A 24,296-nucleotide genomic window follows, 5' to 3' on the forward strand; every position below is an offset into this window, starting at 1 on the left:
AACGCGGTCTGTGGGCGTTATTCGCTGGCCTGTTTACGGTTAGCCATGGTCGTGACCAGATATTCCTGCACGGGGTCGAGAGAAAGATCGGGTTGCGGCAGTTCAGCCTCATCATGGTTGCTGGCAGGTTGCCCGGCCACAAAGGGTTTTAGCTCCCGGGCGCGTTCAAACTCACTCAACACCTGCCAGCCGAGATCGTCACTGGCACGGTTGTTCATTAACACATTCCTTACGCGTTTCAGCTTTGGCAGCATCGTCGTCTCTCCATTAACAATAAACGCAGGTTATTTTTTCGCTTCAACGCCGGGCGCGCTGGAGCGGTCAAGGAATTGAGTTGTCACTTCCGGCACGTGCTGGAGCATCCACTCCGCCATTTCAATCTCTTGCGCCACAATTTTTTGCAGCACCTGCACGCCGTTAACATCGCCCAATTCTTCAGCCGTTCTAATCAATGAGGTGTAGCACGCAATTTCAAATTGCTCAAAGACATAGCCACCTATTGCGCCTTTAACCACCTCGTCGGAATTAAAGACACCGCCAACGGCTTGACCCATCGCCGCCATTTTACCCATGGTGTCTTTGAGGACCGATCGCGATATTCCGCATTGATCAATAAGCCCTTCAAGTAACACTATTTGTTCGCGGGTTTCGGCTAAATGACTTTCAATTTTGCTTTTCAACACAGGATAATTATCGATGCGTTTAGCCATTGCCTCCAGCATCGACTCTGCCTGTTTTTCCATCCCATGTGCGTCACGTAGCCAGTCGTGATAATTCTCTTCGCGTGTCATACGTTTACCTCAGGTGGAATTAACTCAATGACGTTTATTCTACTTCCGCTTTGGAATTAATTTTGCTGGTCGCAATTTTGGTAAGCAAATTGTCGGTGGTTTTTTCCTCTTCCAGCGTTTGCGTCAGAAGATTTTTCGCTTTTTTATAGCCTAATTGATCGGCAAGGGTGCAAAGCGTACCGTAAGAGGCAATTTCATAATGTTCAACTTTTTGCGCAGCGGCAATTAACGCGGCGTCACGAATAGTGCCTTTTTCAGTGCTTTCAATCACCTCGTCGGCTTCCTCTACTAAACCTTCCATCGCATGACACTTCATGCGTTTTAACTTCAGGCCGCTTTCGGCTTCAAGCAGCTGATCGATGCGCTCTATCTGGCCTTGCGTCTCTTCCATGTGTTGTTTGAAGGCTTGCACCAGCTCGGGCGTAGAGGCTTCGCGTGCCAGTTTGGCTAACGCGCGGGCAAGTTGTTTTTCTGCGCTGTAAATGTCCGACAAACCGTGGATAAATAAATCGTTTAGCGTATTAATCTGCATAATTAAAGACCTTTAATTTCAGGTTAAAAATAGCGAGCCGTTGCCGGCTCGCCAGGAATAAAATAAATATATTGATGCGGTAAAAAATTAAATCAGAAATTAATCCCCTGATTTACGGCCGCCGCTGTGGCTATTCTGGCCGCCTTTTTTACCTGCTTCGGAAGCGCGCTGTGGATCATTTTTGAAATTACCACCGCTGTGTTGACCGCCTTTGCGGCCCGCTTCGGACGCTTTTTCACGATCTTCGGCGAAATTACCTGAGCCGCCACGATGTTCAGCCATAATATTTCTCCTGTTTCGTTGTTAAATATATGAACATGAATATTCGAAACCATGTTCACTGCGTTCAGGGATTAAAGTTAGTCGCTGTAGTGAAATAGTCAAACGTGAAAATTCCTATGCAAAAAAATACTCCTTTAGGTGTAGCTGCTGGTTATTTAAACAAAGCGGCATTGAGGATGTATCTTTAAAATAAGTCACTTAGCAAAAAGTAGATAGAAAACGAATATTACCTCTCGTTATTACCTACCTTTTTTCATGTGGTTTCTGGCATGAAAATGGCATTTATTGACATAAATTTACATTTGGCCTTGGTAAATCATCATGATTTCTTATGGTTTTAAGAGAAGTCTCAAACAGGGATGCAGAATGTATCTTGCCGTTTGGCTCGCCGCTCACGCGGCAACTACTTTTAAATTTCATAACCGATACGTCACCCTGAACAGGAACGACTTTTGCCAGTTCACTGAGCTGTCGAACCGGGGAGTGCGCGTACAGCGTTTTTTGGTGAGGAAGCAAGATGAGCCTGCAAAAATGTACCGTCCTGTACGACGGTAGGGCGCTGGTTGGCCCCGAAAATGTCCCGCTGATCGATTTTCTTGAAACCTGCAATATCACGCTACCCCATGTTTGCTACCACCCGGCGCTCGATCCGTTACAGACCTGCGATGTGTGCTGGGTCGAACAGGCGGGGAAGCTGGTGCGCGGCTGTACGCTGCGAAGCCATGACGGGCTGGTGATTAACTCGCTGGACAGCCAGGCGCGGGCGGCGCGCGAAGAGGGCATGGATCGTCTGCTGGCGAAACATGAACTTTATTGTACCGTGTGCGAACACAATACTGGCGACTGTACATTGCATAACACCATGGTGGATATGCACATTCCTATTCAGCGCTACCCGTATACGCGCAAGCCTTACGTTAAAGATCACTCCAACCCGTTTTACACCTACGATCCGGATCAATGCATATTATGCGGGCGCTGCGTGGACGCCTGTCAGAATGTGGAAGTCAACGAAACGCTGAGCATTGATTACACCATGGAGCATCCGCGCGTGCTGTGGGACGGGGGGAATCAAATTGCCGGTTCGAGCTGCGTTAGCTGCGGGCATTGTGTGACGGTCTGCCCGTGCAATGCGCTGCTGGAAAAAAGCATGCAGCCGGATGCCGGGCCCTTTACCTCGATGCGCCAGTCGCTCAAACGTCCGCTGATTGATGTGATCAAAGTGCTGGAGAATTCCACCGGCGCCGAAATTATCTCCGGTATTTCGGTGATGGATACCGCGTTACGCCAGCAGGAGATCAAACGCACCAAAACCGTCTGCACCTATTGCGGCGTCGGATGCAGCTTTGAAATGTGGACCCGCGATCGCCAGCTTCTGAAAGTGCAGCCGGTGGTTGATGCGCCGGTAAATGGCATCTCCACCTGTGTTAAGGGCAAATTCGCGTGGGATTTCATTAACAGCCCGCAGCGCCTGACCACGCCGCTGATCCGCGAAAATGACCGTTTTCGCCCGGCAAGCTGGGAGGAAGCCTTAACTCTTGTCGCCAGCCGCTTATTACAGACCCGTGATCAGTACGGCCCGGACAGTATTGGTTTTATCGGCTCCAGTAAAGGCAGCAACGAAGAAGCGTATCTGACGCAAAAAATTGCCCGCGCCATTATTGGCACCAACAGCGTGGATAACTCATCGCGCTACTGCCAGAACCCGGCCACGGAAGGGCTGTTTCGCACGGTGGGCTATGGTGGCGATGCCGGGACAATTGACGATCTGCAACAGGCCGAACTGGTGATTATCGTCGGCAGCAACACGGCGGAAAACCATCCGGTGATCGCCTCACGCCTGAAAGCGGCAAAAAAACACCGCGGGCAAAAATGGCTGGTGGTCGACCCAAGACGCCACGAAATGGCAGAACGCGCCGACCTGCATTTACGCATTCATCCCGGCAGCGATCTGGTATGGGCATCGGCAATGGCGCGTTATATGTTTGACCACGGTTATGAAGATACGGCATTCCTCGCGGAACGTGTCAACCAGGCGGAAGCCTATCGCCAGTCGCTAACCCCGTTTACGCTGGATTACGCCGCGCAAATCACCGGCATACAGGAAGAGACACTGCGCGAAGCGGCAGAGTTGATCGGCAAGGCGGGTAGCGTCTGCATTATGTGGGCGATGGGCATCACGCAGCACAGCCACGGCGCAGACACCAGCACCGCGTTATCCAACCTGTTACTGGTGACCGGCAACTATGGCAGACCCGGCACCGGCGGCTACCCGATGCGCGGACATAACAATGTGCAGGGCGCCAGCGACTTTGGCTGCCTGAAAAATTTCTACCCTGGCTATGAATCGGTCAGCGATCCACAGATCCGCGAAAAATGGGCCAAGGCCTGGGGCGTACCGGCTGAGCGCCTGTCGCTTAACGTCGGGCAGGACAACTTTATGATGGTTGAACTGGCGCGCAAGGAGGTGATCCGCGCCATGTACGTCATTGGCGAGGAAACCGCCTTTTCCGACGCGGACGCGGAAAATGTGCACCAGGGTTTTACCAACCTCGATTTTCTGGTGGTGCAGGATCTGTTTCTTAGCCGCACGGCGCAGTTTGCTGATGTGGTGTTGCCTGGCTGTCCGAGCGTGGAAAAAGAGGGGTCGTTTGTAAACACTGAGCGGCGAATTCAGCGCTTCTACCCGGTAATGGAGCCGCTCGGCGACAGCCGCCCGGACTGGTGGATCCTCACGCAACTGGCGGCCCGTATGGGCCATGACTGGGGCTATCAACACCCGCAGGAGATCATGGCAGAAGTGGCGGGCATTGCCGAAAGCTTTGCCGGTGTCAGCTATTCACGTCTTGAGGGCTGGAAATCGCAAATCTGGCCGGTCAACGCCGATGGCAGCAGCACACCGCTGCTCTACAGCGAACGCTTTAAATCCCCCGACGGGCGCGCCACGCTTTATCCGCTGAGCTGGCAACCGCCCGCGGAAGAGACGGACGCCGAATATGATTTGTTACTCAACAATGGCCGGATGCTGGAGCATTTCCAGTCCACCAACCAGAGCGGGCAGGGCGGGCGCACCACCAGTCTTTCACCGGTCTGGTTTGTGGAAATCAGCCCGCAGCTGGCGAGCGCGCGCAGCTTACAGGAGGGGGACTGGGTAAAACTTATCTCCCGGCGCGGAGAAGTTGAGGTGCCGGTGGTGGTGACCGATCGCGTTCAGGGGAAGGTGCTGTTCATCTCCATTCATCAGGGTAAAGATGGCATTAACCAGCTCACTGGCGAACACCACGATCCTTCGGTCAATACACCTGCCTATAAAGAGCTGGCCGTGCGCCTGGAAACGCTGGAACGCCCGCCGCTGCCCGACCCGCTACCGAAGCACAATTTCCGTCACGGCAAACGTACCCCGATTGACAAGGTGCCAGTGGAAGAGAAATGGCGGCGCGAAGATTACCGCGAACCGCCAGCAACCGAACCCCACCCGGAGAAATTCTGATGGCAAAAGCAATTGATTATCAGCCGGAACCGGCAAAGATTGGTCCCGATGCCCATGAAGAACTGGCGCGACTGCTGGAGTCGCTGCATCAGCATGGCGTGCTGCGCCTGGCAAATGATTTGGTAGGTGCCAATCAGGAGATCGCGCAGGTGCTGGTTAACGGTTTACAGCGCGAAGGCACGCTCAATGCGATACAGAATATCTCGGTGCTGCTGCTCGCGCTCTCCAGCATTCCACCGGAGAAAATGTACAAACTGGCCTTTGGCCTGCGCGATATGGCCGATGCGCTAAGCCAGCCTGGCGGGGCGGGTGAGCATACTGCTCCGGGTCTGCAAGGGGCGTGGAAGATGCTGCAGGACGAGGATCTGTGGCATGCCCTGCAACCCCTGCTTACCGGGATGAAAGCCTTCGCGCGGCGCATGGAGCAACCGGTTGATAAGCCGATCTCCGCGTGGACCGGTAAACCCAGCGACGCATAATGAACGAGGAAACCGCACTGTTGCTGGCGCGTGGCCAGTTTGCTTTTACCATCGGCTTTCACATTGTGCTGGCGGCTTTTTCCATTGGCCTGGCGCATTTTTTGATGTTCCTTGAGGCGATGTGGCTCTGGCGCAAGCAGCGCCTCTGGCTGTCGCTGTGGCGCTACTGGAGCAAAATTTTTGCCCTTAACGTGGCGGTGGGCGTGGTCACCGGCGTGGTGATGGAGTTCGCCTTCGGGACGAACTGGAGCGGGCTTGCCAGCCGCGCGGGGGCAGTGCTCGGCCCGATGATGTATATGGAAGTGCTGGTCGCGTTCTTTCTTGAAGCGGGGTTTATGGGCGTGGTGCTTTTCGGCATGGGCAAAGTCCGGCCGTGGGTGCATTTTATGGCGACCTGTATTGTGGCGCTTGGTTCGCTGTTCAGCGCGTTTTGGATCCTTGCGGCCAACTCATGGATGCAAACACCGGATGGCTTCACCGTGGCGGCCGATGGTCGCTTTGTGCCGGTCGACTGGTGGGCGGCAATTATCAACCCGTCATTTCCCTGGCGCATGGCACATATGGTGGTGGCGGCAATGTTAGGCACGGCGTGCCTGGTGGCGGCCTGCGGGGCGTGGCATCTGCTGCGCGAGGCGCGACATCCGGCGGCGCGCCAGATGTTTTCACTGGGCCTGTGGATGCTGGTGGTGATGGCACCGGTACAGATCGTGCTTGGCGATCTGCATGGCGAAAACACGCGCGACCATCAGCCGATAAAACTGGCGGCGATGGAAGGCGCGTGGGATCCACCGCCGCCGGGCGAAGGCGAGCCGCTGCGATTATTTGCGCTGCCGGACATGCAACAGCGCCGCAATTTATACGAAGTCGCCATTCCCGATATCGGTTCGCTCTACTTGCGGCACAATCTTGAAGGGCGCATTCACACGCTCAACCAGTACCCGGCGGAAGCGTTGCCGTGGGTGCCGGTGGTGTTCTGGTCGTTTCGCGTGATGGTCGGGCTTGGCATCGCCATGGCGGCTGCGGGCATTGCCGGGCTGGTGGTGCGCCTGCGGGGGCGTTTGTGGCGGGCACGCTGGTTACAACGCGTGATGGTGCTACTGGCACCCGCCGGATTTATCGCCATGCTCGCAGGCTGGCTGGTTACGGAAGCGGGGCGTCAGCCCTGGACCGTTTACGGCTTGCTGCGCACCTCGCACAGTGTGGCGCCGGTTTCACCAGAACTGGTGCTGGGCTCGTTGCTGGCGATCGTGGTGGTTTATATCGCGCTCTTTGCGCTGGGGCTGTGGTTCTTGCTGAAGCTGATGTCGCGCTTACCGGCGAGGCATGAAAAGAGTGCCATGCCTGAGGTCGCCGAACGCACCGGGAAGGGGACGTGATATGCCGGATATTTTAGGTTTGCCCTGGCTTGATGCGCTTTGTGCCGCGGCGCTGGCGCTCAGTTTGCTGATCTATGTTCTGCTTGATGGCACGGATTTGGGCACCGGCATTCTGTGTGCCTTTCAGCGCAGCCCGGAGTCGCGTCATATTATCAACCTCTCTTTACTGCCGGTCTGGGATGGCAACGAAACCTGGCTGGTGCTCACGGCGGGCGGCTTGCTGGGGCTTTTCCCGCTGGCGTACGGCATCATCCTCAGCGCGCTCTATATCCCGGTGTTTGTGATGTTGCTGGCGCTGGTGATGCGCGGCATGGCAATTGAGTACCGCCACTATGCGCCACGGCTGTTTGACCTGATGCTGGTGGCTGGTTCGCTACTGACGGCGCTGGCGCAAGGGATTATTGTGGGCGCGCTGTTACAGGGAATTGCTACCGATGGGCGCCAGTTTACCGGCAGCGGTTTTGAGTGGCTGCGTCCTTTTCCACTCTATTGCGGCTTTGCGCTGGTCTGCGGATATAGCCTGATGGGGGCAGGGTGGATAATCTGGCGCTGTACCGGCGAGCTGGAAACGTGGGGGCGGCGGGTGATGCCGTGGCTCGCCACCGTCACCGGGTTGCTGCTGGCGGGGTTGCTGGTGTGGAGCGCGCAGTTGCACGAAACCTGGCGGCAGCATCTGTTTAACCCGTGGCTGTGGTTACCGCTCTCGTTGGTGGCTGCACTGGCAGTTGCGTTGTTATGGCTGGGGCTGATATTGCGGCGGATATTTCTACCGCTGGCGGCGGTGCAGGTGATAGTCAGTTGTGCTTTTTGTGCGCTGGTGTTTACGCTTTTTCCATGGATAGTGCCACCTGTTCTCAGCATTACGCAAACCGCCGCGCCACCGGCCACGCAGCGATTTCTGCTGGTGATGTTTGCGCTACTGGTGCCCGTAACGTTGCTTTATAACAGCTGGGTTTTTCGCATCTTCAGTGGAAAAATTGCAGGTTAGTTCGGCAAAACAGGCTATAAAGTAAAGGCGAGATTTACAGTAAGCAACAGCATGCGCGGAGACTTATCCATGGCTATAGCAAAAGCTTATAATTTAAAGCAGGCATATCAAATGATTAGCTCAGGTAAGCACCAGGAAGTTGAGCTGGCTTTTGATGTCGATGCGGATACGTTTTTTATGCTCTCGGCAAACTACGGCAACAGCGGGGCGAAGATTGCCCGTCACGATAACCATTTTGTGCTCAGGCTGGAGAAAGAAGCCGCTTCAGGTTGAACACACTCGGGTAGCATGCTTCACCAGTGGCACAGGAGTGCAGGCGACGGGCGTATTATTCGCCACCGACGCCGTGTCATCTCTGCGTTATATTTATCCCTTTTAATAGCCGCGAGCCCTGCCACTGACTCTGTTTTCTCCGGCTTGCGGCTTCATTTGTTGTTACCCTGATTTCGCGGCGGCGCACTTTGCCGCCACGCTAAAACTCGTTATCTACCTATTATTCCCGGCATTACGCCGGGTTTTTTTTCTCTGCGCGCAGCCCGTTGGCCAGCAAGCAAAACGCGTTAATAACTTTGGGTAACGTCTGTTGCGGGTTATCACTGGCGGCGACCCATAACGCGGCATTCAACGCCGCGCCGTTGAGCAAACGCGCGGCGGATTCCACATCCACCTCTTTCATCTCGCCGTTTGCCACCATGTCAGCAACGGCGATACGGGTGGCCTGCAGGCAGGCATTCTGGCTTGGCCAGCGCGAAGGATCGCCAAGAAACGCCGGGCCATCAAGCAACACAATGCGCTGGATTTCCGCATCGAGCGCCATTTCGATATAGGCGACACCTTCAGCCAGCAGCGCATCCCAGGCATTATCGGTGGCGTGCGCGCGCATCTTCGCGCGCTGCGCCATTTCGCCATCAACCTGCGCCACCACGGCGGCAAGTAAGCCCTGTTTATCGCCAAAGTTGTGATACAGCGCCCCGCGCGTTAAGCCCACGCTGGCGGTCAGTTCATCCATTGATGCCGCCGCGAAGCCTTTTTCGGCAAACGCCTTGCGTGCTGCGGCGATAAGTTTGGCGCGATTCTCTTCCATGGTTTGCGCGCGACGTTTTACGGCCATGTTGACTCCCTTTGAAATACATCGCGTATGTGAATTGACATACGCAGTGTATGTGGATTAACTTCATATACGAAGTGTATCTCAAATTAACCAACAGAAGGTAACCCTATGATCCCACGCGAACCCGTTTTTCCCGCTCATCGCCATGCGTTGTATGAACAACATGGTTACTCCGCCGCGATACGCTCCGGCGATCTGCTGTTTGTTTCCGGTCAGGTTGGCAGCCGCGCCGATGGCAGCCCGGAGCCCGATTTCGCGGCACAGGTGCGTCTTGCGTTCGACAATCTCCAGGCCACGCTGGCGGCGGCGGGGTGTACTTTTGATGATCTGATTGATGTCACCACCTTTCATACGGACCCGGAAAACCAGTTCGCCACCATTATGCAAGTCAAACAGGCGCTTTTCCCGCAGCCGCCGTATCCCAACTGGACAGCCGTGGGCGTGAACTGGCTGGCGGGTTTTGATTTCGAAATTAAGGTGATTGCGCGCATACCTGAACGCGCGGCATAAAAAAGCCTGCGACAGGTCGCAGGCTTGAGGATAAAGAGCGGGATTAGAGCAGATCGAAGCGATCGAGATTCATCACTTTTGTCCAGGCGGCAACAAAGTCGGTGACGAATTTCTGTTTACCGTCGGCGCTGGCGTAAACTTCCGCCAGCGCGCGCAGTACCGAGTTGGAGCCAAACACCAGGTCGGCGCGCGTGGCGGTGTATTTCACCTCACCGCTCTTGCGATCGCGGCCTTCAAACAGCTCTGATTTCTCGTCGGCGGCTTTCCATGCGGTGCGCATATCGAGCAGGTTAACGAAGAAATCGGTGCTCAGTACGCCCGGCTGGTCGGTAAAGACGCCGTGCTTGCTGCCGTCATAGTTCGCACCCAGTACGCGCAGGCCGCCAACCAGCACGGTCATTTCCGGCGCGGTGAGCGTCAGTTGCTGCGCTTTATCAATCAGCAACGTTTCGGTGCTGATACCATCCCACACGCGGCGATAGTTGCGGAAGCCATCGGCCAGCGGCTCCATCAGTGCGAAAGAGTCCACATCGGTTTGATCCTGACGCGCATCGACACGCCCCGGCGTAAACGGCACATTAACCTGCACACCGGCCGCTGCCGCTGCTTTTTCAACGCCAACCACGCCCGCCAGCACAATCACATCCGCCAGCGAGGCTTTCGCCAGCGTTTTCTGAATACTTTGCAAAGCGGGCAGGGCTTTCGTGGCGATAGCGTTCACTTCCCAGCCATTTTGCGGTGCCAGCGCCAGACGCGCGCCGTTCGCGCCGCCGCGTTTATCGCCGCCACGGAAGGTGGAGGCAGACGCCCAGGCGACTGAAATCAGTTCGCTCACCGACAAGCCGGATTCGGCAATCGCCGCTTTCAGATTAGCGATATCTGCACCGTTCGGCTGATGAACCGCCGCAGGCAGCGGATCCTGCCAAATCAGATCTTCTTTTGGCACTTCCGGGCCGATGTAGCGTGATTTTGGCCCCATATCGCGGTGGGTCAGTTTGAACCAGGCGCGGGCAAAGGCTTCATTAAACGCCTGTGGATCGTTGAGGAAACGGCGCGAAATCTTTTCAAATTCCGGGTCGAAACGCAGCGTCAAATCGGTCACCAGCATGGTGGGCTTGCGTTTTTTCGCCGGGTCGAACGGATCAGGGATAATTTCCGGGGCATCTTTCGCTTCAAACTGGATAGCACCCGCCGGGCTGCGGGTTTGCACCCACTCATATTTGAACAGGTTTTCGAAGAAGTAGTTGCTCCACTGGGTGGGTGTTTGCGTCCATGCCACTTCCAGACCGGAAGTGATGGCATCTGGGCCTGCACCGCTACCGTAGCTGCTCATCCAGCCCAGACCCTGCGCTTCCAGCGGCGCGGCTTCCGGTTCTGGCCCGACATGGTTATCCGGCGTGGCGGCTCCGTGGGTTTTGCCCAGCGTATGACCACCGGCGATCAGCGCGACGGTCTCTTCATCGTTCATGCCCATATTGCCGAAGGTGGCGCGAATGGCAGAGGCAGCAGAAACGGGCTCGCCGCTGGCGTTCGGGCCTTCCGGGTTAACGTAAATCAGCCCCATCTCGGTTGCGCCAATCGCGGCCTGCGCCAGGCTTTCCGGGTGGCGGTGGCTTAACCACTCTTTTTCATTACCCCAGTCGACATCCATATCCGGTTCCCAGACATCTTCACGCCCGGCACCAAAACCAAAAGTGCGGAAACCGGCATTTTCCAGCGCCACGTTGCCCGCCAGAATAATCAGATCGCCCCAGGAAATTTTTTGACCATATTTTTGTTTCACCGGCCATAGCAGACGACGCGCTTTATCAAGGCTGACGTTATCCGGCCACGAGTTGAGCGGTGCAAAGCGCTGCTGACCACGACCTGAACCCCCGCGACCATCGACGGTGCGATAGGTGCCGGCGCTGTGCCAGGCCATGCGAATAAACAGGCCGATATAGCTGCCCCAGTCTGCTGGCCACCACTCCTGGGAATCGGTCAGCACATTGCGGATATCAGCTTTGAGCGCGGAATAATCGAGCTTTTTGAACTCTTCGCGGTAGTTAAAATTTTCACCCAGCGGGTTAGAACGGTTGGAGTGTTGGTTTAGCAAATCTACACGCAACTGGTTCGGCCACCAGTCGCGGTTACTGGTTACCGGGCCTGCACTTTTTTCGCTGCTTTTGTTATGAAAGGGGCATTTCTCGACGGATGACGAGAGGGATTGATCGTCTGACGTGCTCATATCGGGCTCCATTTGCTTGTGTTCTGTCGTTACGATATACACTGCTTCCTGATAAAGGTATTTGAATGAATCTACAGATTTGATAGTTAATACCTTTCTATAAAATGGTAAAAACTTGACGCAAATCGCTTAACTGCGCTACCCACTCCTAAACATTAGCAATTCCACCACTACCGTTACGGTTTTTTTCCGGGCGTAGCGCATTTTTTGTGACCACGTCACCACGGTACAGCAGGCGCCACCTGCAAGCGTATGGAACACAGGTGTGTATTCTCTCTTTGAAATTAAACGCCAACGTTTTGACGAAATATATCCATCCCGGCGTCCGGAATAATTTTCTGATGATTTATCTGCGCAATGTTAATTTAATCGGCCGAAACGGAATGGCTAATAAGCACGCTATGTAGCGAATGCATTTCGCTGCGTTTGCTCAATAAGAAAGAGATTACGGCAATGCATTTTTTGCCAGCGTGGGGGAAGGGTTGTGGATAATCTTATGTACAGAGCGACATTTTTTCTTTTTTACCGTTTCGCTAATAATGACGTAACGGCACATTATCACAATATAACTGGCCGAATACGCAGCATACGCTACCCTGATTATTCCACCTGACTTTAAGGAAAAAGATCAATGCGTCTGGCTTTACATCTTATTATTCCCCTGATGCTTGTTGGCTGTGGCGCCAATAATAGCGAACCGCAAACGGCTATACCTGGCGAGAAAACCTCCGGAAAAATGAAAACCCTCGAAACAGGCGCAGCGCTAATACAATCTCGCCCGCCAATTGAGGCAATAAGTACTTACCTTGATGGCTTTCATTTTTATAACGGCGATCGACAAGGGCAAATGGAAGCCCATCATTATGTCACCGTGTTAAATAATGATGTCATGCAGGCGGTGATTTATGACGGTAATACCGCAAATGCACGGCTGATGGGCGTGGAATACATCATCAGTGAGCGACTTTTCAAAACGCTGCCGCCCGAGGAGAAAAAACTCTGGCATAGCCACCGTTATGAAGTGAAATCCGGCTCGCTTATTGCGCCGGGTTTACCGGCCGTCGCCGAAAAAGCCTTGATGAGCAATATCGTGAATACCTACGGCAAGACCTGGCATACCTGGCACACTGAACGTGATCAGACGCTGCCGCTGGGCGTGCCCGCGCTAATGATGGGATTTACACAAGATGGGCAACTCGATCCGGCGCTGCTTGCTGACCGCGATCGCCGTTTTGGCGTGAGTACCCCGGCTATCAGGCAGCAGCGCAAAGACCTGCCAGCGCACCCGGTGGCACAGGGCGCGGATGCGTGGGAACAGGGGCAGGTAATTCAAATCAAGCCCGTTACGCTCTCTGAAAGTACACATGCACATAAATAACGCTCGCGGAGGGCAAACGTGATTATTCATCACCTTAATTGCGGCTGTATGTGCCCACTCGGCGGCGCGCTGTATGACGGTTTCAGCAAAGGTGTGCATGCGCATCTGGCGTGTCACTGCCTGCTGCTTGAAACACAACGCCACGGTTTGGTGCTGGTGGATACCGGCTTCGGCACCACCGATATGCGCCAGCCCCGGCGCAATATCCCGGCCTTTTTTCGCCTGTTGAACAACATCCAGCAGCGGGAAAACTTAACGGCGCTGGCCCAGGTTGAGGCGTTAGGGTTTAAGGCTGCAGATGTGCGGCATATTGTATTGACCCATCTGGATTTTGACCACGCCGGCGGCCTGACCGATTTCCCGCAGGCGCAGATCCATCTCTTACAGCGCGAAATCGACACTGCGCAGCAGCGGCACAGCTGGCTTACACGCGAACGCTATCGTCCCGGCCAGTGGCAGGGCGTTTCGGGCTGGCAGGGGTATGCCGCCGAAGGCGAGAAGTGGTACGGCTTTGATGCCGTGGCGGCCCTGCGTGGATTGCCGCCGGAGATTTTGCTTATCCCGCTCGCTGGTCACACGCTGGGTCATGCCGGTATTGCCATTCAGCATCCCGCTGGCTGGCTACTGCACGGCGGTGACGCCTGGTTTTACCGGGGTGAAATCGGGGGAACGGAGCGCCACTGCACGCCGGGGCTGCGTTTTTATCAATGGATGATGGCGATGGATAACGCAGCCAGAAGGGTTAACCAGCAACGTCTGCGCGAGCTGGCGTTAACGCATGGCGAGGAGATCCGGCTGTTTTGTAGCCACGATGCGCAGGAGTTGCGTGCGTTACAACGCCGATAAAAAAAAGCATCTGCAAGGCAGATGCTTTCGGGATGCTTATTTCGGCTGGGGTTCACCGCTACCGAGGTCGGCGCCGGTGAGTGGATCCACAGTCGGATCGGATTTGGTGCGTTCGGCCATCGCTTTTACCAGCGCCAGTTGTTCCGGGCTGAGCGTCGTGGTGGCGGAGCCGTCACCGCCGTCCACCGCCGGTTGTGGATCGGCGACATAGTCAAAGTTCTCATCGCTGTTCCAGCTACCGCGCGGATCGTCACCTTCCGACATATTGTAGTAGACGTTGGTGTACTGTTCGATTGGCGGTAATTTTCCTGGCGGGAAATTATTGCGAATCGAGTAGAGCGCCTTCTCAAAAGAGAGCATATGTGCGGCTTCACGGGTCATCAGGAAACCTAACGCGTCTTTTACCCCCGGATCGTCGGTGACATTGATCAGGCGCTCGTAAATAATTTTCGCGCGCGCTTCGGCGGCGATATTCGAACGCAAGTCGGCGGTCACTTCGCCAATCGTATCAATATAAGCGGCGGTCCACGGGACACCGGCGGAGTTAGTTAGCGCGGGGCCGCCGCCGTACAGCAGCGACGTAATATGGCTGTCGTTACCGTTTTCGGTTAACGAGCGATACAGCTCCGCCTCACTTTCGGTGCCTTCTGCCAGCTCGCCTTTTGCCCCTTTATTGAGCATGCCGACCAGCGAACCGATAATTTCCAGATGGCTGAGCTCTTCTGTCGCGATGTCCATCAACATCTCTTTGCGACCGGCGTCTTCATCACCCAGCCCCTGGGTGAAATAGCGGCATGCCGCAGCCAGTTCCCCTTGCGGGCCGCCAAACTGTTCAAGCAGCAGGTTGGCCAGCCCTGGATTCGGTTCACTGACGCGCACGGTGTATTGCAGTTGCTTTACATGACGAAACATTGCTTGCCTCCTGAAAAATAAAATTTATTATTTTTTAGCTTCCACGCCTTCCGCTGCGCTGCGCAGCAAAAATTGTTCTGTCACATCCGGAATATGATTGAGTGCCCATTCGGCCATTGCTTTTTCTTCCGCCAGGATCTGTTTGAAAATATCGATGCTGGCGCTGTCACCGGCTTTTTCAGCCGCGGCGATAAGCGAGGTATAACAGGCAATTTCAAATTGTTCGAAGACGTAGCTACTAATTGCGCCTTTAACGATTTCATCCGGTGCAAACATGCCACCAAATGATTGACCCATCGCCGCCATTTTGCTGGTGGCATCTTTCATTAACGAACGGTTAATATCGTTACGATCCATCACCGTTTCCAGCAATTTTATTTGCCCTTGCGTTTCCGTTAAATGTTGCTCAATTCGTGCGCGTAAATCGGGGTAATTATCGATGCGGCTGCTCATGGCATTAAGCATTGACTCAGCTTGTTTTTCCATGGCATGTGCATCGCGTAACCAGTCGTGATAATTTTCTTGAGGTGTCATATCTGATCCTTTCATGGTTGAGTGGATAAGCAAAATAGGGCACTGCCGCTGTTATCAGCAGTTATACGATTAATAAAAAATATCAGGGGAAGTTATGCGGCGTTTATTAACGCGAGATGAATTAAATAGACAAATATTAATCCTGATATCCTTCCTGCTTTATATTTACATGCCAGCGTGTGTCGCTTGATATTAAATTTAGACACTGACCTCATTTAGTCAAACCGAGGCGTAAACAGGTTGGGTTGAATATATTTTTTGCTCGCCGTTTCGCTTGTTATTATTTTTTAAAAAATAAATTCTTATTAATATTAATAACTTAACGGCATGCACTTTCGTTTTCATTAATCACCTGTGTCACTATCACTCATTTTTGGCAGGTATAGCTGGCTTTTTCGTGGCCTTTTTTGACATTTCTTTACGTTTGGCAAGCGGCTACACGCGTGATATTCAGCAAGTTTAAGAACTATCTCAGTCCTCGCGCCCGCCGAAAGGGTTGCCGCCGAATGCACAGTTGAACCGCTCCATTCGCGGCGTTAAAAAAGAGAGTGATGCCTTACCTGACAGGTGGATGCGGCATATGCCCGTTTTTACTTTTCCATATGAGGATTATTGCTAACCAGAATGATGTTCAGGGCGCTGATGGCTCGTTACCCTGTTAGCCCACGAGGAGAACATCATGAAACAACTGGAAAATGCCCATGCCGCGACTTTCCGCGCAGTACGTTTTGTCCTGACGGACATGGACGAAACCCTGACATACCAGGGAAAACTGGCTGCAGCCACCTACCAGGCACTGGAACAGTTACACCGCGCGGGGATCAGCGTGATTCCTGTGACCGCCGCACCGGCTGGCTGGTGCGATCAAATGGCGCGAATGTGGCCGGTGGCAGGGGTGATTGGCGAAAACGGCGGGCTTTTTTATCGCCGTGCACAGGAGGGGATTGCGCGTCACTACTGGCACGACGTGCAGGCGAAACTGACACCACAATTAGCGCATATTATTGACGACGTAAAACGCCAGGTTCCCACGGCCACGCTGGCTGATGACCAGCCCTTTCGATTGACCAGTATTGCTTTTTCCCGCTCGGCGGATGACGAACAAAACGCCGCCATCATCAACTGCATGCGCAGTCATGGAGCCAGTGTCACGGTCAATAATCTCTGGCTGCTCGGCTGGCTGGGCGGTTACGACAAGCTGGTGATGGCGCGAAAAGTGCTGAGCGAACACTACAACCTCGACATCGATAGCGACCCTGACTCGGTGCTTTATACCGGTGATTCACTCAATGATGCACCGATGTTTGCCTTTTTCCGCCATTCGGTAGGCGTCAGTACCGTGCTGGAGTGCCTTGATGCGCTGCCTCAGGCGCCTGCCTGGATCACGCGTGGGCCGGGTGGGGCCGGGTTTGTCGAAGCCGCGAATGCAGTGCTCGCTTCACGAGCTATAAAATCAACGCGTTAAGTTGATCTTCACCACCCGGAACACCATCACGCACTGACAAAACGTGCGCTTATCTTGACAATTCATTGACAGTTAACTGCCTGGTCAGTAATTTCATTTGTAATTACTGACCAGGCAAATATCATGACTAACGCTGCGGATATTCCCAACCCAAAACTGCACCTCGGTTTGTTGATTCATCTGGCAAACCAGTTCAAAGACCAGCTTATTAGCCAGTACTTTTCTGCTGCGGATATCACCGCTGCACAGTTCAAGGTATTGATAAGTATCTATAAAGGCTTCAATAGCCCGGTTGAAGTGAGCAAAAATCTGCTGATGGACGCCGGGGCGATGAGCCGCATGCTTGAGCGCATGGTCAAGCGCGATCTGATTGTGCGCACCACCAACCCGGAAGATAAACGCCAGGTCATTCTCGAACTGACCGACAAAGGGCGCGTGATTTGTGACCGATTTCAGAATGAGGCGCTGGCCTCGATTCTCAGTACGATGACCAGGCGTCTGACCGCCGACGAGTCGCGGCTGCTGGTTGAACTGCTGATAAAAATGTTGCCGGACGAGGCAACCCGCCCACATCGCTAAGCTGTCCTGAAAAGGTATCAAGATGCAAACTTCATCTGCACAACCCGAACGCGCGCCGAGCAAACGTAAGCGCAACTTCGCTATCCTGTTCGTTGTTTTGCTGCTTATCGCCGCAGGCTGTCTGGCCTGGTATCTGTTATATGCCCGTTACTACGAAAGCACTGATGATGCGTACGTCAACGCCAACCTGGTGACCTTAACGCCGCAAATCGGCGGGACGGTGACGCAGGTTTCCGTTGATGAAGGCGATTATGTCGAAAAAGGGCAGCCGCTGGTGTTGCTGGATCCGAGTGACACCGAAATTGCCCTGCAACAGGCAGAAGCGAACCTGGCCAGCACTGTGCGCCAGGTGCGCGGCTTGTACAGCACGGTCGATAACTACCGTGCGCAGGTTGCGGCGAAACAAACCGCGTTGCAAACCGCGCAGAACGACTATGCGCGTCGGCAAAAAATCGCTACCAGCGGCGCGATTTCCGTTGAGGATTTAGCGCACTACCGCGATGCGGTCGCCACGGCGAAAAGCGATCTGGCGGCGGCGCAACAGGCGTTAAGCACTAACCTGGCAATGACCGATGACACGGTTATCGACAGCCATCCGGAAATCAAAAGCGCGATTGCCACGTTGCGCCAGCGTTACCTCGATAACGCGCGCAGCACCATTGTTGCGCCGGTAAGCGGCTTTGTCGCCAAACGCGCGGTACAACTGGGGATGCGCGTCGATTCCGGCACCACGCTGATGTCGATTGTGCCGCTGGATCAGGTGTGGGTGGACGCCAACTTTAAAGAGAGCCAGATGAATACCATGCGTCTGGGGCAGAAAGTGACGCTGACCGCCGATCTCTACGGTGACGATGTGGAGTACCACGGCACCATTGAGAGTCTGGGCATTGGCACCGGCAGTGCGTTTTCGCTGCTGCCGGCGCAAAACGCCAGCGGGAACTGGATCAAGATTATCCAGCGTTTGCCGGTGCGCATCACCCTTGATCCGCATGATATGCAGAAACATCCGCTGCGTGTGGGGCTGTCGATGTTTGCCCGCGTGGATATTCGTAACGCCGATGGCGATCTGCTGCCGCCCAAAACGGTTGCTGCGCCGCGCTTCACCACCGACGTTTACCAGAACGCACTGGAGAACGCCGATCAACTGGTGGCGAAAATTCTTCATGACAACAGCCAGGCGGTAGCGTCCAGCGCCCGCTAAGAGAGACGTTATGCAAGATAAGTCGGCGTTTACGCCACCCAGCCTGTTGCTGGCGACGATTGCGCTGTCGCTGGCAACCTTTATGCAGGTGCTGGATACCACCATCGCGAACGTTGCGCTGCCGACCATCGCCGGTAACCTTGGCGTCAGTTCGGATCAGGGCACCTGGGTGATTACCTCGTTCGCGGTGTGCAATGCTATTGCGCTGCCGCTGACCGGCTGGTTTACCCGTCGCTTTGGTCAGCTCAAGCTGTTTGTTGGTTCGGTGGCGCTGTTCACTCTGACCTCGTTTCTGTGCGGGTTCGCCCACAGCATGACCGAGCTGATTATCTTCCGTGCGCTGCAGGGCTTTTTTGCCGGGCCGATGTTCCCGATGTGCCAGACGCTGTTGCTGGTAATTTTCCCGACCAGCAAACGCAGTATGGCGCTGGCGTTGCTGTCGATGGTGACCGTGGTCGCACCGATTGTCGGGCCGATTACCGGCGGCTGGATCACCGACAATTACTCGTGGCCGTGGATCTTCTATATCAACGTACCGATAGGGATTTTCGCCGCCATCGTGGTCTGGACACAGCTGCGCGAGCGCGAAGAAACCACCTCTCATTCGCCGATCGATTACATCGGCATTGCGTTGCTGGTGCTCGGCGTGGGCCTGTTGCAGGTGGTGCTGGATAAAGGCAACGACATGGACTGGTTCAACGCCACGGAAATCATCGTTATGTCGGTACTTTCCGCCATTGCGCTGGCGTCGTTTGTTATCTGGGAACTGGGGGAGCAGCACCCGATTGTGAACCTGCGGCTGTTTAAAGATCGCAACTTCGCCATTGGCACCGCAACGCTGACGCTCGGTTACGCGGCCTTTTTCGCTATTAACATTATCCTGCCGCAGTGGCTGCAAACCCAGATGGGTTATACCGCCATCTGGGCCGGGCTTGCCGCCGCGCCGATGGGCTTTTTGCCGCTGCTGTTAACACCGTTTATCGGTCGCTACGCCCATAAAGTGGATCTGCGTCTGCTGGCGTCATTGTCGTTTCTGACCATGGGCGCATCCTGCCTTATCCGCGCACAGTTTAATACCAGTGTCGATTTTCGCACCGTGGCGGAAGTGCAGATGTTTATGGGGATCGGCGTGGCGTTTTTCTTTATGCCGATCACCACCATCGTGCTGTCGAATCTGCACGGTGCCGAAGTGGCGGAAGGCTCCGGGCTGGCAACCTTTTTCCGCGTGCTGGGCGGCTCGTTTGCCTCGTCGCTCACCACCTGGATCTGGTCGCGCCGCGAGGTTTACCATCATGCTAACCTGACGGAAAGCGTCTCCGTGTATAACCCAGCGGCCACTGATTATCTGCATAAAATGGGCGGCGTGACGCAGCAACACCTGGCGGCGGTGGATAAAACCATTGAACAGCAGGCCTATATGCTGTCAACCATCGACTATTTCTGGCTGTTGGGCTGGGGATTTCTGGCGCTGGTGGTGGTGATTTGGTTTGCCCGCCCGCCGTTTGTGCGTTCCGGTGCGCCGGGCGCGCCGTCGGCAGGACACTAATAACAGAGATGGAATAACCTATGGCTCCGGTGTTACCAGGCAGTGATGGTCGTTTATTGCAGCATCGTTCTTTTGTTGCCTTCTGGCTGGCGCGAACCAGCTCCAGCTTCGGTTTTCAGATGTTATCTATCATCGTCGGCTGGCAAATTTACTCCCAGACACAGAGCGCGTTCTGGCTGGGGATGATTGGTCTGGTGCAGTTTATTCCCTCGTTAACGCTGGCGCTGCCTGCCGGGCATATCGCCGACCAGTTTGACCGCCGTCGCGTGGTGCTGCTGGCGCAGATTCTCGAGTGGCTGGCCATCGCCGCGCTGGCGTGGTTAACGTGGCAGGGCGATGCCAGCGTGTGGGTGATTCTGGCGCTTATCTTTGTTATCTCTTGCGCCAAAACCATTGAGTCGCCATCGATGATTTCGATGTTGCCGGCGCTGGTGCCGCTCTCCATTTTACCGCGAGCAACAGCCGCGAATGCGGTTTCCGGCCAGGCGGCGCAGATTGTCGGCCCGGCGCTGGGCGGTTTTCTCTACGCGGCGGGGGCCGATGTGGTGTACAGCGTTACCGCCGGGCTCTATCTGGTGTCGCTGTTGCTGGTGATGACCCTGCGGTATGAACAGGCGCAGCCGCCGCGCACGCCGGCGACGCTATCTTCGCTGTTTGCCGGCGTTGGGTTTATCCGCAACCGCCCGGATGTGCTGGGGGTGATTTCGCTCGATCTGTTTGCCGTACTGCTCGGCGGCGCGACCGCGCTGCTGCCCATTTTCGCCCATGATGTGCTGCATACCGGGCCGCTTGGTCTGGGCTTGCTGCGTAGTGCGCCAGCCGTTGGTGCGCTGCTGGTGGGCTTCTGGTTAAGCCACCGCGCATTGACGCGCAATGTCGGCATGATCATGTTTATGTGCGTGGCAGGGTTTGGCGTGGCGACGCTGGTGTTCGCCTTCTCAAGCTGGATGTGGCTGTCGCTGCTGGCGCTGTTCGCGCTCGGCGGTTTCGACATGGTGAGCATGGTGATCCGCGGTTCGCTGGTGCAACTCGATACCCCAGACGAGATGCGCGGGCGGGTGAACGCGGTTAACTCCATTTTTATCAACACCTCTAACCAGCTCGGCGAATTTGAATCCGGTATGCTGGCGGCGTGGCTTGGCGCGGTGCCTGCGGCGGCGATTGGCGGTGTCGGCACGTTGATTGTGGTAGCCCTCTGGATGAAGTGGTTCCCCGGTTTGCGCCTCCGTCAGCGGCTGGAAAGTGAGGGTGTATAATTATTCCAAAACCTATGCACAAGTATAGGTTTTTTATAACTGAGTAATTCGCGTGCGAGTTACGTTATTAAAGTAAAGCCGCCCCACTTAATGCACAAGCAAGAACTATGTGAAGAATAAAACGACGCATGAATGTATTGTTCTGCTGAAAATTACAAAGAAAAGTAGTTTCCACGATGGTGATGCTACTCAATATCATCAAGATGAGAGAATAAATAAACTCATTGTTTGCTTTGGCGTCGCCAAGATCGATCATCGAAGACGTCAACGGCATAAGCGCCAAACCAAATGGCAGAAAGAGATCTTTCGTTTCGGGGAATTGCGCCTGATTTTCGTTGCAGGGTTTATACCTGAAATAGCGGTCAACGTAGGTAACAATTAATACCAGAATGGCGAAGCTAATATTCAGGGGTATCCGAATATCCTCCGGTTTGAAGGTCTTGAAATACGGTATTCTGGTGCAAGTAACATATAAAGCTAGCCATAAGGCGAGCAAGATAAAAAAAGCATAATTGATTGCATTTTTACTCATCACTTCATTTTTCCCTCGCACTCCCCGTATGCACTGATATAGCAAACCCCTGTTCCCGCCAGTGGGCAAGCTGCTGCGCCTGGCTGCGCGTGAGCGGTTTGCCGGTCCAGACAAACAGATGCTGGCCGGGAAAAAATTCCGGGTGAGGGGAGTCGAGCGGTTCGGCGAGGACATCAATGCGCCAGCCCTGCTGTGACAGGCGCCATGCTTCGAGCCATAGATGGGTGCGATCGTCATTTCCCCAGGCGATCAGCAGCGCTGTTTTCGCTGCCTGTTCACGCGCGGTGGCAATGCCTGACGCGGCGAACTCCACTAATACCCCGTCCAGCAGGCTTAACACCACACGTGCGGTATTTTTATCGCGGCTGAGCCGCTGGCGTACCGGCACCAGTATGTCGTCGATAAGCACATCCGCTGCGTGTGTCTGACTCAAGGTGTGAAGGGTGGCGCGCAGCCGGGAGGGATTCACTTGTCGCAGCATCGACATCAACTCTTCCTGGAGTGACGCCCAGCTTGTTTGCCCGGCGAATTTGTTGTCGTCGAGCAAGGCTTTAACTTTGCTTACGGAAATGCCGTTATCGATCCAGCGCTTGATCTCCACAATGCGCTGAATGTCAGACTCATCGAATTGACGATGACCACCTTCACTGCGCTGCGGTTTTAACAGCCCATAGCGACGCTGCCAGGCGCGTAGTGTGACCGGGTTTATCCCGCAGCGTTCGGCAACCTCGCCGATACTATAAAAAGCCATAGCTCCCTCGTACTCTTTAACGCCAGTGTGCTCTTTTCACAGACTAAGTTAACTTTGCAAAGTTGTACAAATCCTTTTTTGTACAACTTCGCTGCACAGCTTATATCATCTCATCTCTTTTTTCTGGCCAGGCCACGGCCGGAATGCCGTTTACATCCGGGCGCGCGAAAAGGTGTCCCTGGAACTGAGAAATGCCCGCCGATTCAAGCCACATCCACTCTTCCGCCTTTTCGACGCCGACGGCGGAAATAGCAATTTCCAGCGAGGTACAGCATTTGATAATCGCCTGAACAATGGCCTGACGGGAGCCACTTTTGTGCACGTCCGCAATCAGGGCACGGTTGATTTTGATTCGGTCCGGCTGGAATTGCGTCAGCAGTACCAGCCCGCCAAACCCGGCACCGAAGTGATCGATTGCCACACGAATACCGGCGCCTTTCAGCATTTTTACCGCCTGCGTAAACGCATCAATGCATGAAAACACAGCGCTTTCGTTAAATTCCACGATGACCTGTTCAGGAACCAGCCCGTGCTCTTTAATTGCCTGCACAATAAATTCAGTGGCATCAGGCACCTTTACCAGCGTCATGGGCAGCAGATTTACCGAGAGCGTCTGCGTACCCAGCTTCAACGCCGCGGCCATCGCAAAAGCGACGCGCTTACTTTGTAAATCGGCGGTGTAAATATCATCCCCGGCCATATCGTCGAACCAGTCCTGCGGCGATCCGCCTACGCGGGTACGCAGCAGCGCTTCGACAGAGACAATCTGGCGGGCAAAGGGGTCAACAATAGGCTGGAAAGCAAAATGGCAGTCGGCACGGCTATCCGGGACGCCTGGCGGCAGGGGTATCGCGTTGCCATCGGCAATAAACTCCCAGGCATCGCCCGGTGGAATTTCGTAGTAGAACTCTTTCTCGCTGTCTTCGACGAAGGTCTGAAAGAACTGCAATGCGCGATCGCCGTAGGTCAGTTGGTATCGCGTTGTGCCTTTATCAAACACGGTCTGCAATACCGCTTCACGATCGTGATCGCGCAAGTCGAACAGCTCCATTCCGGTCTTACCGAAGCGCCTTGACGGCGCGTAGTCTCTGAGCACTTCGACCAAATTGTAATGGCGGTCATCGCCACAGATGTCCTGATAAATAGCCGTAACACTTTCTTCAGGCCCTTCAAGCAATTGAAAAAAATGGGTGCCATTAAATAGCAGGATCCCCGTCACGCTGGCCCGACCATTTTTGATATTGGCGGCTGCGACCATCTCTTCAAGCATCTTAAACGAGACATGGTCGTGCAGGTGGCTGCGGTAAATGATGGTGGTAAGCATAGGAGTTCCGGCGGGATATTTAGGAATATTTACCTTAGCAGAAGATAGCCAGGACGTTGTGCCGTTATTCCATTTATTTTCAAATAGTTCGCGTATGTCCGCAGGTGATTATGCAGAAATGTTAACAACTCAGCAGGCATCGATACAGGTAATTTGTACAAGCCTGTTGCGTCCGAAAACTTTTGT

General features: G+C 54.5%; 24 protein-coding genes. 13 read left to right on the forward strand and 11 right to left on the reverse strand.

From position 1 onward, the window contains the following. Positions 1-17: 17 nt before the first annotated feature. The 4 genes from H650_RS00425 to H650_RS00440 all read right to left on the reverse strand — a co-directional run bounded on the left by H650_RS00425 (position 18) and on the right by H650_RS00440 (position 1,605). Positions 18-218, reverse strand: coding sequence for a hypothetical protein (locus tag H650_RS00425; protein ID WP_016495709.1), 201 nt, complete (start codon positions 216-218; stop codon positions 18-20). A 66-nt stretch (positions 219-284) separates the two neighbouring features. Next, positions 285-791 (reverse strand): ferritin-like domain-containing protein, encoded by a 507-nt coding sequence (locus H650_RS00430; RefSeq protein ID WP_016495710.1) that lies wholly within the window; start codon positions 789-791, stop codon positions 285-287. 34 nt (positions 792-825) lie between these two features. After that, positions 826-1,323, reverse strand: a complete 498-nt coding sequence (locus tag H650_RS00435; protein WP_016495711.1) for a YciE/YciF ferroxidase family protein — start codon at positions 1,321-1,323, stop codon at positions 826-828. Positions 1,324-1,422: 99 nt separating this feature from the next. Then, complete coding sequence (locus H650_RS00440) at positions 1,423-1,605, reverse strand: con-10 family general stress protein (protein WP_016495712.1); 183 nt, start codon at positions 1,603-1,605, stop codon at positions 1,423-1,425. 517 nt (positions 1,606-2,122) lie between these two features. On the opposite strand from H650_RS00440, the gene fdhF reads away from it, so the two are divergent. The 5 genes from fdhF to H650_RS25580 all read left to right on the forward strand — a co-directional run bounded on the left by fdhF (position 2,123) and on the right by H650_RS25580 (position 8,211). Then, positions 2,123-5,095, forward strand: a complete 2,973-nt coding sequence (gene fdhF / locus H650_RS00445; RefSeq protein ID WP_016495713.1) for a formate dehydrogenase subunit alpha — start codon at positions 2,123-2,125, stop codon at positions 5,093-5,095. Continuing rightward, entirely contained in the window at positions 5,095-5,574 is a 480-nt protein-coding gene (locus H650_RS00450; RefSeq protein ID WP_016495714.1) for a helical membrane plugin domain-containing protein, read from the forward strand. Before fdhF ends, H650_RS00450 begins: the two co-directional genes overlap by 1 nt. Further along, positions 5,574-6,950 (forward strand): cytochrome ubiquinol oxidase subunit I, encoded by a 1,377-nt coding sequence (locus H650_RS00455; protein ID WP_016495715.1) that lies wholly within the window; start codon positions 5,574-5,576, stop codon positions 6,948-6,950. Before H650_RS00450 ends, H650_RS00455 begins: the two co-directional genes overlap by 1 nt. Position 6,951: 1 nt before the next feature. Further along, on the forward strand, positions 6,952-7,938 hold the full coding sequence (locus tag H650_RS00460; RefSeq protein ID WP_016495716.1) for a cytochrome d ubiquinol oxidase subunit II: 987 nt from the start codon (positions 6,952-6,954) through the stop codon (positions 7,936-7,938). A gap of 111 nt (positions 7,939-8,049) precedes the next feature. Next, complete coding sequence (locus tag H650_RS25580) at positions 8,050-8,211, forward strand: hypothetical protein (RefSeq protein WP_016495717.1); 162 nt, start codon at positions 8,050-8,052, stop codon at positions 8,209-8,211. Positions 8,212-8,443: 232 nt separating this feature from the next. Here the strand turns inward: H650_RS25580 and H650_RS00465 are convergent, their stop codons facing one another. Continuing rightward, entirely contained in the window at positions 8,444-9,049 is a 606-nt protein-coding gene (locus tag H650_RS00465; RefSeq protein WP_016495718.1) for a TetR/AcrR family transcriptional regulator, read from the reverse strand. 108 nt (positions 9,050-9,157) lie between these two features. Here H650_RS00465 and H650_RS00470 point away from each other — a divergent pair, with 108 nt between their 5' ends. Then, positions 9,158-9,559 carry a RidA family protein gene (locus H650_RS00470; RefSeq protein WP_016495719.1) on the forward strand — a complete coding sequence of 134 codons (402 nt, stop codon included), beginning with the start codon at positions 9,158-9,160 and terminating at the stop codon, positions 9,557-9,559. A gap of 43 nt (positions 9,560-9,602) precedes the next feature. On the opposite strand, the gene katG is transcribed toward H650_RS00470, so the two are convergent. Continuing rightward, positions 9,603-11,786, reverse strand: coding sequence for a catalase/peroxidase HPI (katG, locus tag H650_RS00475; protein WP_016495720.1), 2,184 nt, complete (start codon positions 11,784-11,786; stop codon positions 9,603-9,605). 631 nt (positions 11,787-12,417) lie between these two features. Between katG and H650_RS00480 the strand changes: the two genes are divergently transcribed. Both H650_RS00480 and H650_RS00485 read left to right on the forward strand, forming a co-directional pair. Beyond that, on the forward strand, positions 12,418-13,164 hold the full coding sequence (locus tag H650_RS00480) for an OBAP family protein (protein WP_016495721.1): 747 nt from the start codon (positions 12,418-12,420) through the stop codon (positions 13,162-13,164). Positions 13,165-13,182: 18 nt separating this feature from the next. Further along, the gene (locus H650_RS00485; protein WP_044489339.1) at positions 13,183-14,010 is read left to right on the forward strand and encodes an MBL fold metallo-hydrolase; all 828 of its coding nucleotides are present in this window, start codon (positions 13,183-13,185) and stop codon (positions 14,008-14,010) included. Positions 14,011-14,046: 36 nt separating this feature from the next. Here the strand turns inward: H650_RS00485 and H650_RS00490 are convergent, their stop codons facing one another. After that, on the reverse strand, positions 14,047-14,922 hold the full coding sequence (locus H650_RS00490) for a manganese catalase family protein (RefSeq protein ID WP_016495723.1): 876 nt from the start codon (positions 14,920-14,922) through the stop codon (positions 14,047-14,049). Between the two features lie 27 nt (positions 14,923-14,949). Further along, entirely contained in the window at positions 14,950-15,456 is a 507-nt protein-coding gene (locus tag H650_RS00495) for a ferritin-like domain-containing protein (protein ID WP_016495724.1), read from the reverse strand. Positions 15,457-16,135: 679 nt separating this feature from the next. Between H650_RS00495 and H650_RS00500 the strand changes: the two genes are divergently transcribed. The 5 genes from H650_RS00500 to H650_RS00520 all read left to right on the forward strand — a co-directional run bounded on the left by H650_RS00500 (position 16,136) and on the right by H650_RS00520 (position 21,503). Beyond that, on the forward strand, positions 16,136-16,921 hold the full coding sequence (locus H650_RS00500; protein WP_016495725.1) for an HAD-IIB family hydrolase: 786 nt from the start codon (positions 16,136-16,138) through the stop codon (positions 16,919-16,921). A 123-nt stretch (positions 16,922-17,044) separates the two neighbouring features. Further along, entirely contained in the window at positions 17,045-17,500 is a 456-nt protein-coding gene (locus tag H650_RS00505) for a MarR family transcriptional regulator (protein WP_016495726.1), read from the forward strand. Positions 17,501-17,522: 22 nt separating this feature from the next. Then, positions 17,523-18,701 carry an HlyD family secretion protein gene (locus H650_RS00510; protein WP_016495727.1) on the forward strand — a complete coding sequence of 393 codons (1,179 nt, stop codon included), beginning with the start codon at positions 17,523-17,525 and terminating at the stop codon, positions 18,699-18,701. Between the two features lie 10 nt (positions 18,702-18,711). Further along, positions 18,712-20,247 carry a DHA2 family efflux MFS transporter permease subunit gene (locus tag H650_RS00515; protein WP_016495728.1) on the forward strand — a complete coding sequence of 512 codons (1,536 nt, stop codon included), beginning with the start codon at positions 18,712-18,714 and terminating at the stop codon, positions 20,245-20,247. A gap of 20 nt (positions 20,248-20,267) precedes the next feature. Beyond that, positions 20,268-21,503: an MFS transporter gene (locus H650_RS00520; protein ID WP_016495729.1), complete on the forward strand. Its 1,236-nt coding sequence runs from the start codon at positions 20,268-20,270 to the stop codon at positions 21,501-21,503. 67 nt (positions 21,504-21,570) lie between these two features. Here the strand turns inward: H650_RS00520 and H650_RS00525 are convergent, their stop codons facing one another. The 3 genes from H650_RS00525 to H650_RS00535 form a co-directional block, all read right to left on the reverse strand. Then, entirely contained in the window at positions 21,571-22,035 is a 465-nt protein-coding gene (locus H650_RS00525; RefSeq protein ID WP_016495730.1) for a hypothetical protein, read from the reverse strand. A 4-nt stretch (positions 22,036-22,039) separates the two neighbouring features. After that, a complete protein-coding gene (locus H650_RS00530) occupies positions 22,040-22,786 on the reverse strand; it encodes a MerR family transcriptional regulator (RefSeq protein WP_016495731.1) in 747 nt (248 codons plus the stop codon). Between the two features lie 100 nt (positions 22,787-22,886). Further along, a complete protein-coding gene (locus H650_RS00535) occupies positions 22,887-24,110 on the reverse strand; it encodes a diguanylate phosphodiesterase (RefSeq protein WP_016495732.1) in 1,224 nt (407 codons plus the stop codon). Between the last annotated feature and the right edge of the window lie 186 nt (positions 24,111-24,296).

This window comes from Enterobacter sp. R4-368 (genome assembly GCF_000410515.1).
Lineage (GTDB): Bacteria > Pseudomonadota > Gammaproteobacteria > Enterobacterales > Enterobacteriaceae > Kosakonia.

Excerpts from the sequence above, each read along its gene's own strand:
- H650_RS00425 (WP_016495709.1), bottom strand. The coding sequence starts at position 218 with ATGAACAACCGTGCCAGTGACGATCTCGGCTGGCAGGTGTTGAGTGAG.
- H650_RS00430 (WP_016495710.1), bottom strand. The coding sequence starts at position 791 with ATGACACGCGAAGAGAATTATCACGACTGGCTACGTGACGCACATGGG.
- H650_RS00435 (WP_016495711.1), bottom strand. The coding sequence starts at position 1,323 with ATGCAGATTAATACGCTAAACGATTTATTTATCCACGGTTTGTCGGAC.
- H650_RS00440 (WP_016495712.1), bottom strand. The coding sequence starts at position 1,605 with ATGGCTGAACATCGTGGCGGCTCAGGTAATTTCGCCGAAGATCGTGAA.
- fdhF (WP_016495713.1), top strand. The coding sequence starts at position 2,123 with ATGAGCCTGCAAAAATGTACCGTCCTGTACGACGGTAGGGCGCTGGTT.
- H650_RS00450 (WP_016495714.1), top strand. The coding sequence starts at position 5,095 with ATGGCAAAAGCAATTGATTATCAGCCGGAACCGGCAAAGATTGGTCCC.
- H650_RS00455 (WP_016495715.1), top strand. The coding sequence starts at position 5,574 with ATGAACGAGGAAACCGCACTGTTGCTGGCGCGTGGCCAGTTTGCTTTT.
- H650_RS00460 (WP_016495716.1), top strand. The coding sequence starts at position 6,952 with ATGCCGGATATTTTAGGTTTGCCCTGGCTTGATGCGCTTTGTGCCGCG.
- H650_RS25580 (WP_016495717.1), top strand. The coding sequence starts at position 8,050 with ATGATTAGCTCAGGTAAGCACCAGGAAGTTGAGCTGGCTTTTGATGTC.
- H650_RS00465 (WP_016495718.1), bottom strand. The coding sequence starts at position 9,049 with ATGGCCGTAAAACGTCGCGCGCAAACCATGGAAGAGAATCGCGCCAAA.
- H650_RS00470 (WP_016495719.1), top strand. The coding sequence starts at position 9,158 with ATGATCCCACGCGAACCCGTTTTTCCCGCTCATCGCCATGCGTTGTAT.
- katG (WP_016495720.1), bottom strand. The coding sequence starts at position 11,786 with ATGAGCACGTCAGACGATCAATCCCTCTCGTCATCCGTCGAGAAATGC.
- H650_RS00480 (WP_016495721.1), top strand. The coding sequence starts at position 12,418 with ATGCGTCTGGCTTTACATCTTATTATTCCCCTGATGCTTGTTGGCTGT.
- H650_RS00490 (WP_016495723.1), bottom strand. The coding sequence starts at position 14,922 with ATGTTTCGTCATGTAAAGCAACTGCAATACACCGTGCGCGTCAGTGAA.
- H650_RS00495 (WP_016495724.1), bottom strand. The coding sequence starts at position 15,456 with ATGACACCTCAAGAAAATTATCACGACTGGTTACGCGATGCACATGCC.
- H650_RS00500 (WP_016495725.1), top strand. The coding sequence starts at position 16,136 with ATGAAACAACTGGAAAATGCCCATGCCGCGACTTTCCGCGCAGTACGT.
- H650_RS00505 (WP_016495726.1), top strand. The coding sequence starts at position 17,045 with ATGACTAACGCTGCGGATATTCCCAACCCAAAACTGCACCTCGGTTTG.
- H650_RS00510 (WP_016495727.1), top strand. The coding sequence starts at position 17,523 with ATGCAAACTTCATCTGCACAACCCGAACGCGCGCCGAGCAAACGTAAG.
- H650_RS00515 (WP_016495728.1), top strand. The coding sequence starts at position 18,712 with ATGCAAGATAAGTCGGCGTTTACGCCACCCAGCCTGTTGCTGGCGACG.
- H650_RS00520 (WP_016495729.1), top strand. The coding sequence starts at position 20,268 with ATGGCTCCGGTGTTACCAGGCAGTGATGGTCGTTTATTGCAGCATCGT.
- H650_RS00525 (WP_016495730.1), bottom strand. The coding sequence starts at position 22,035 with ATGAGTAAAAATGCAATCAATTATGCTTTTTTTATCTTGCTCGCCTTA.
- H650_RS00530 (WP_016495731.1), bottom strand. The coding sequence starts at position 22,786 with ATGGCTTTTTATAGTATCGGCGAGGTTGCCGAACGCTGCGGGATAAAC.
- H650_RS00535 (WP_016495732.1), bottom strand. The coding sequence starts at position 24,110 with ATGCTTACCACCATCATTTACCGCAGCCACCTGCACGACCATGTCTCG.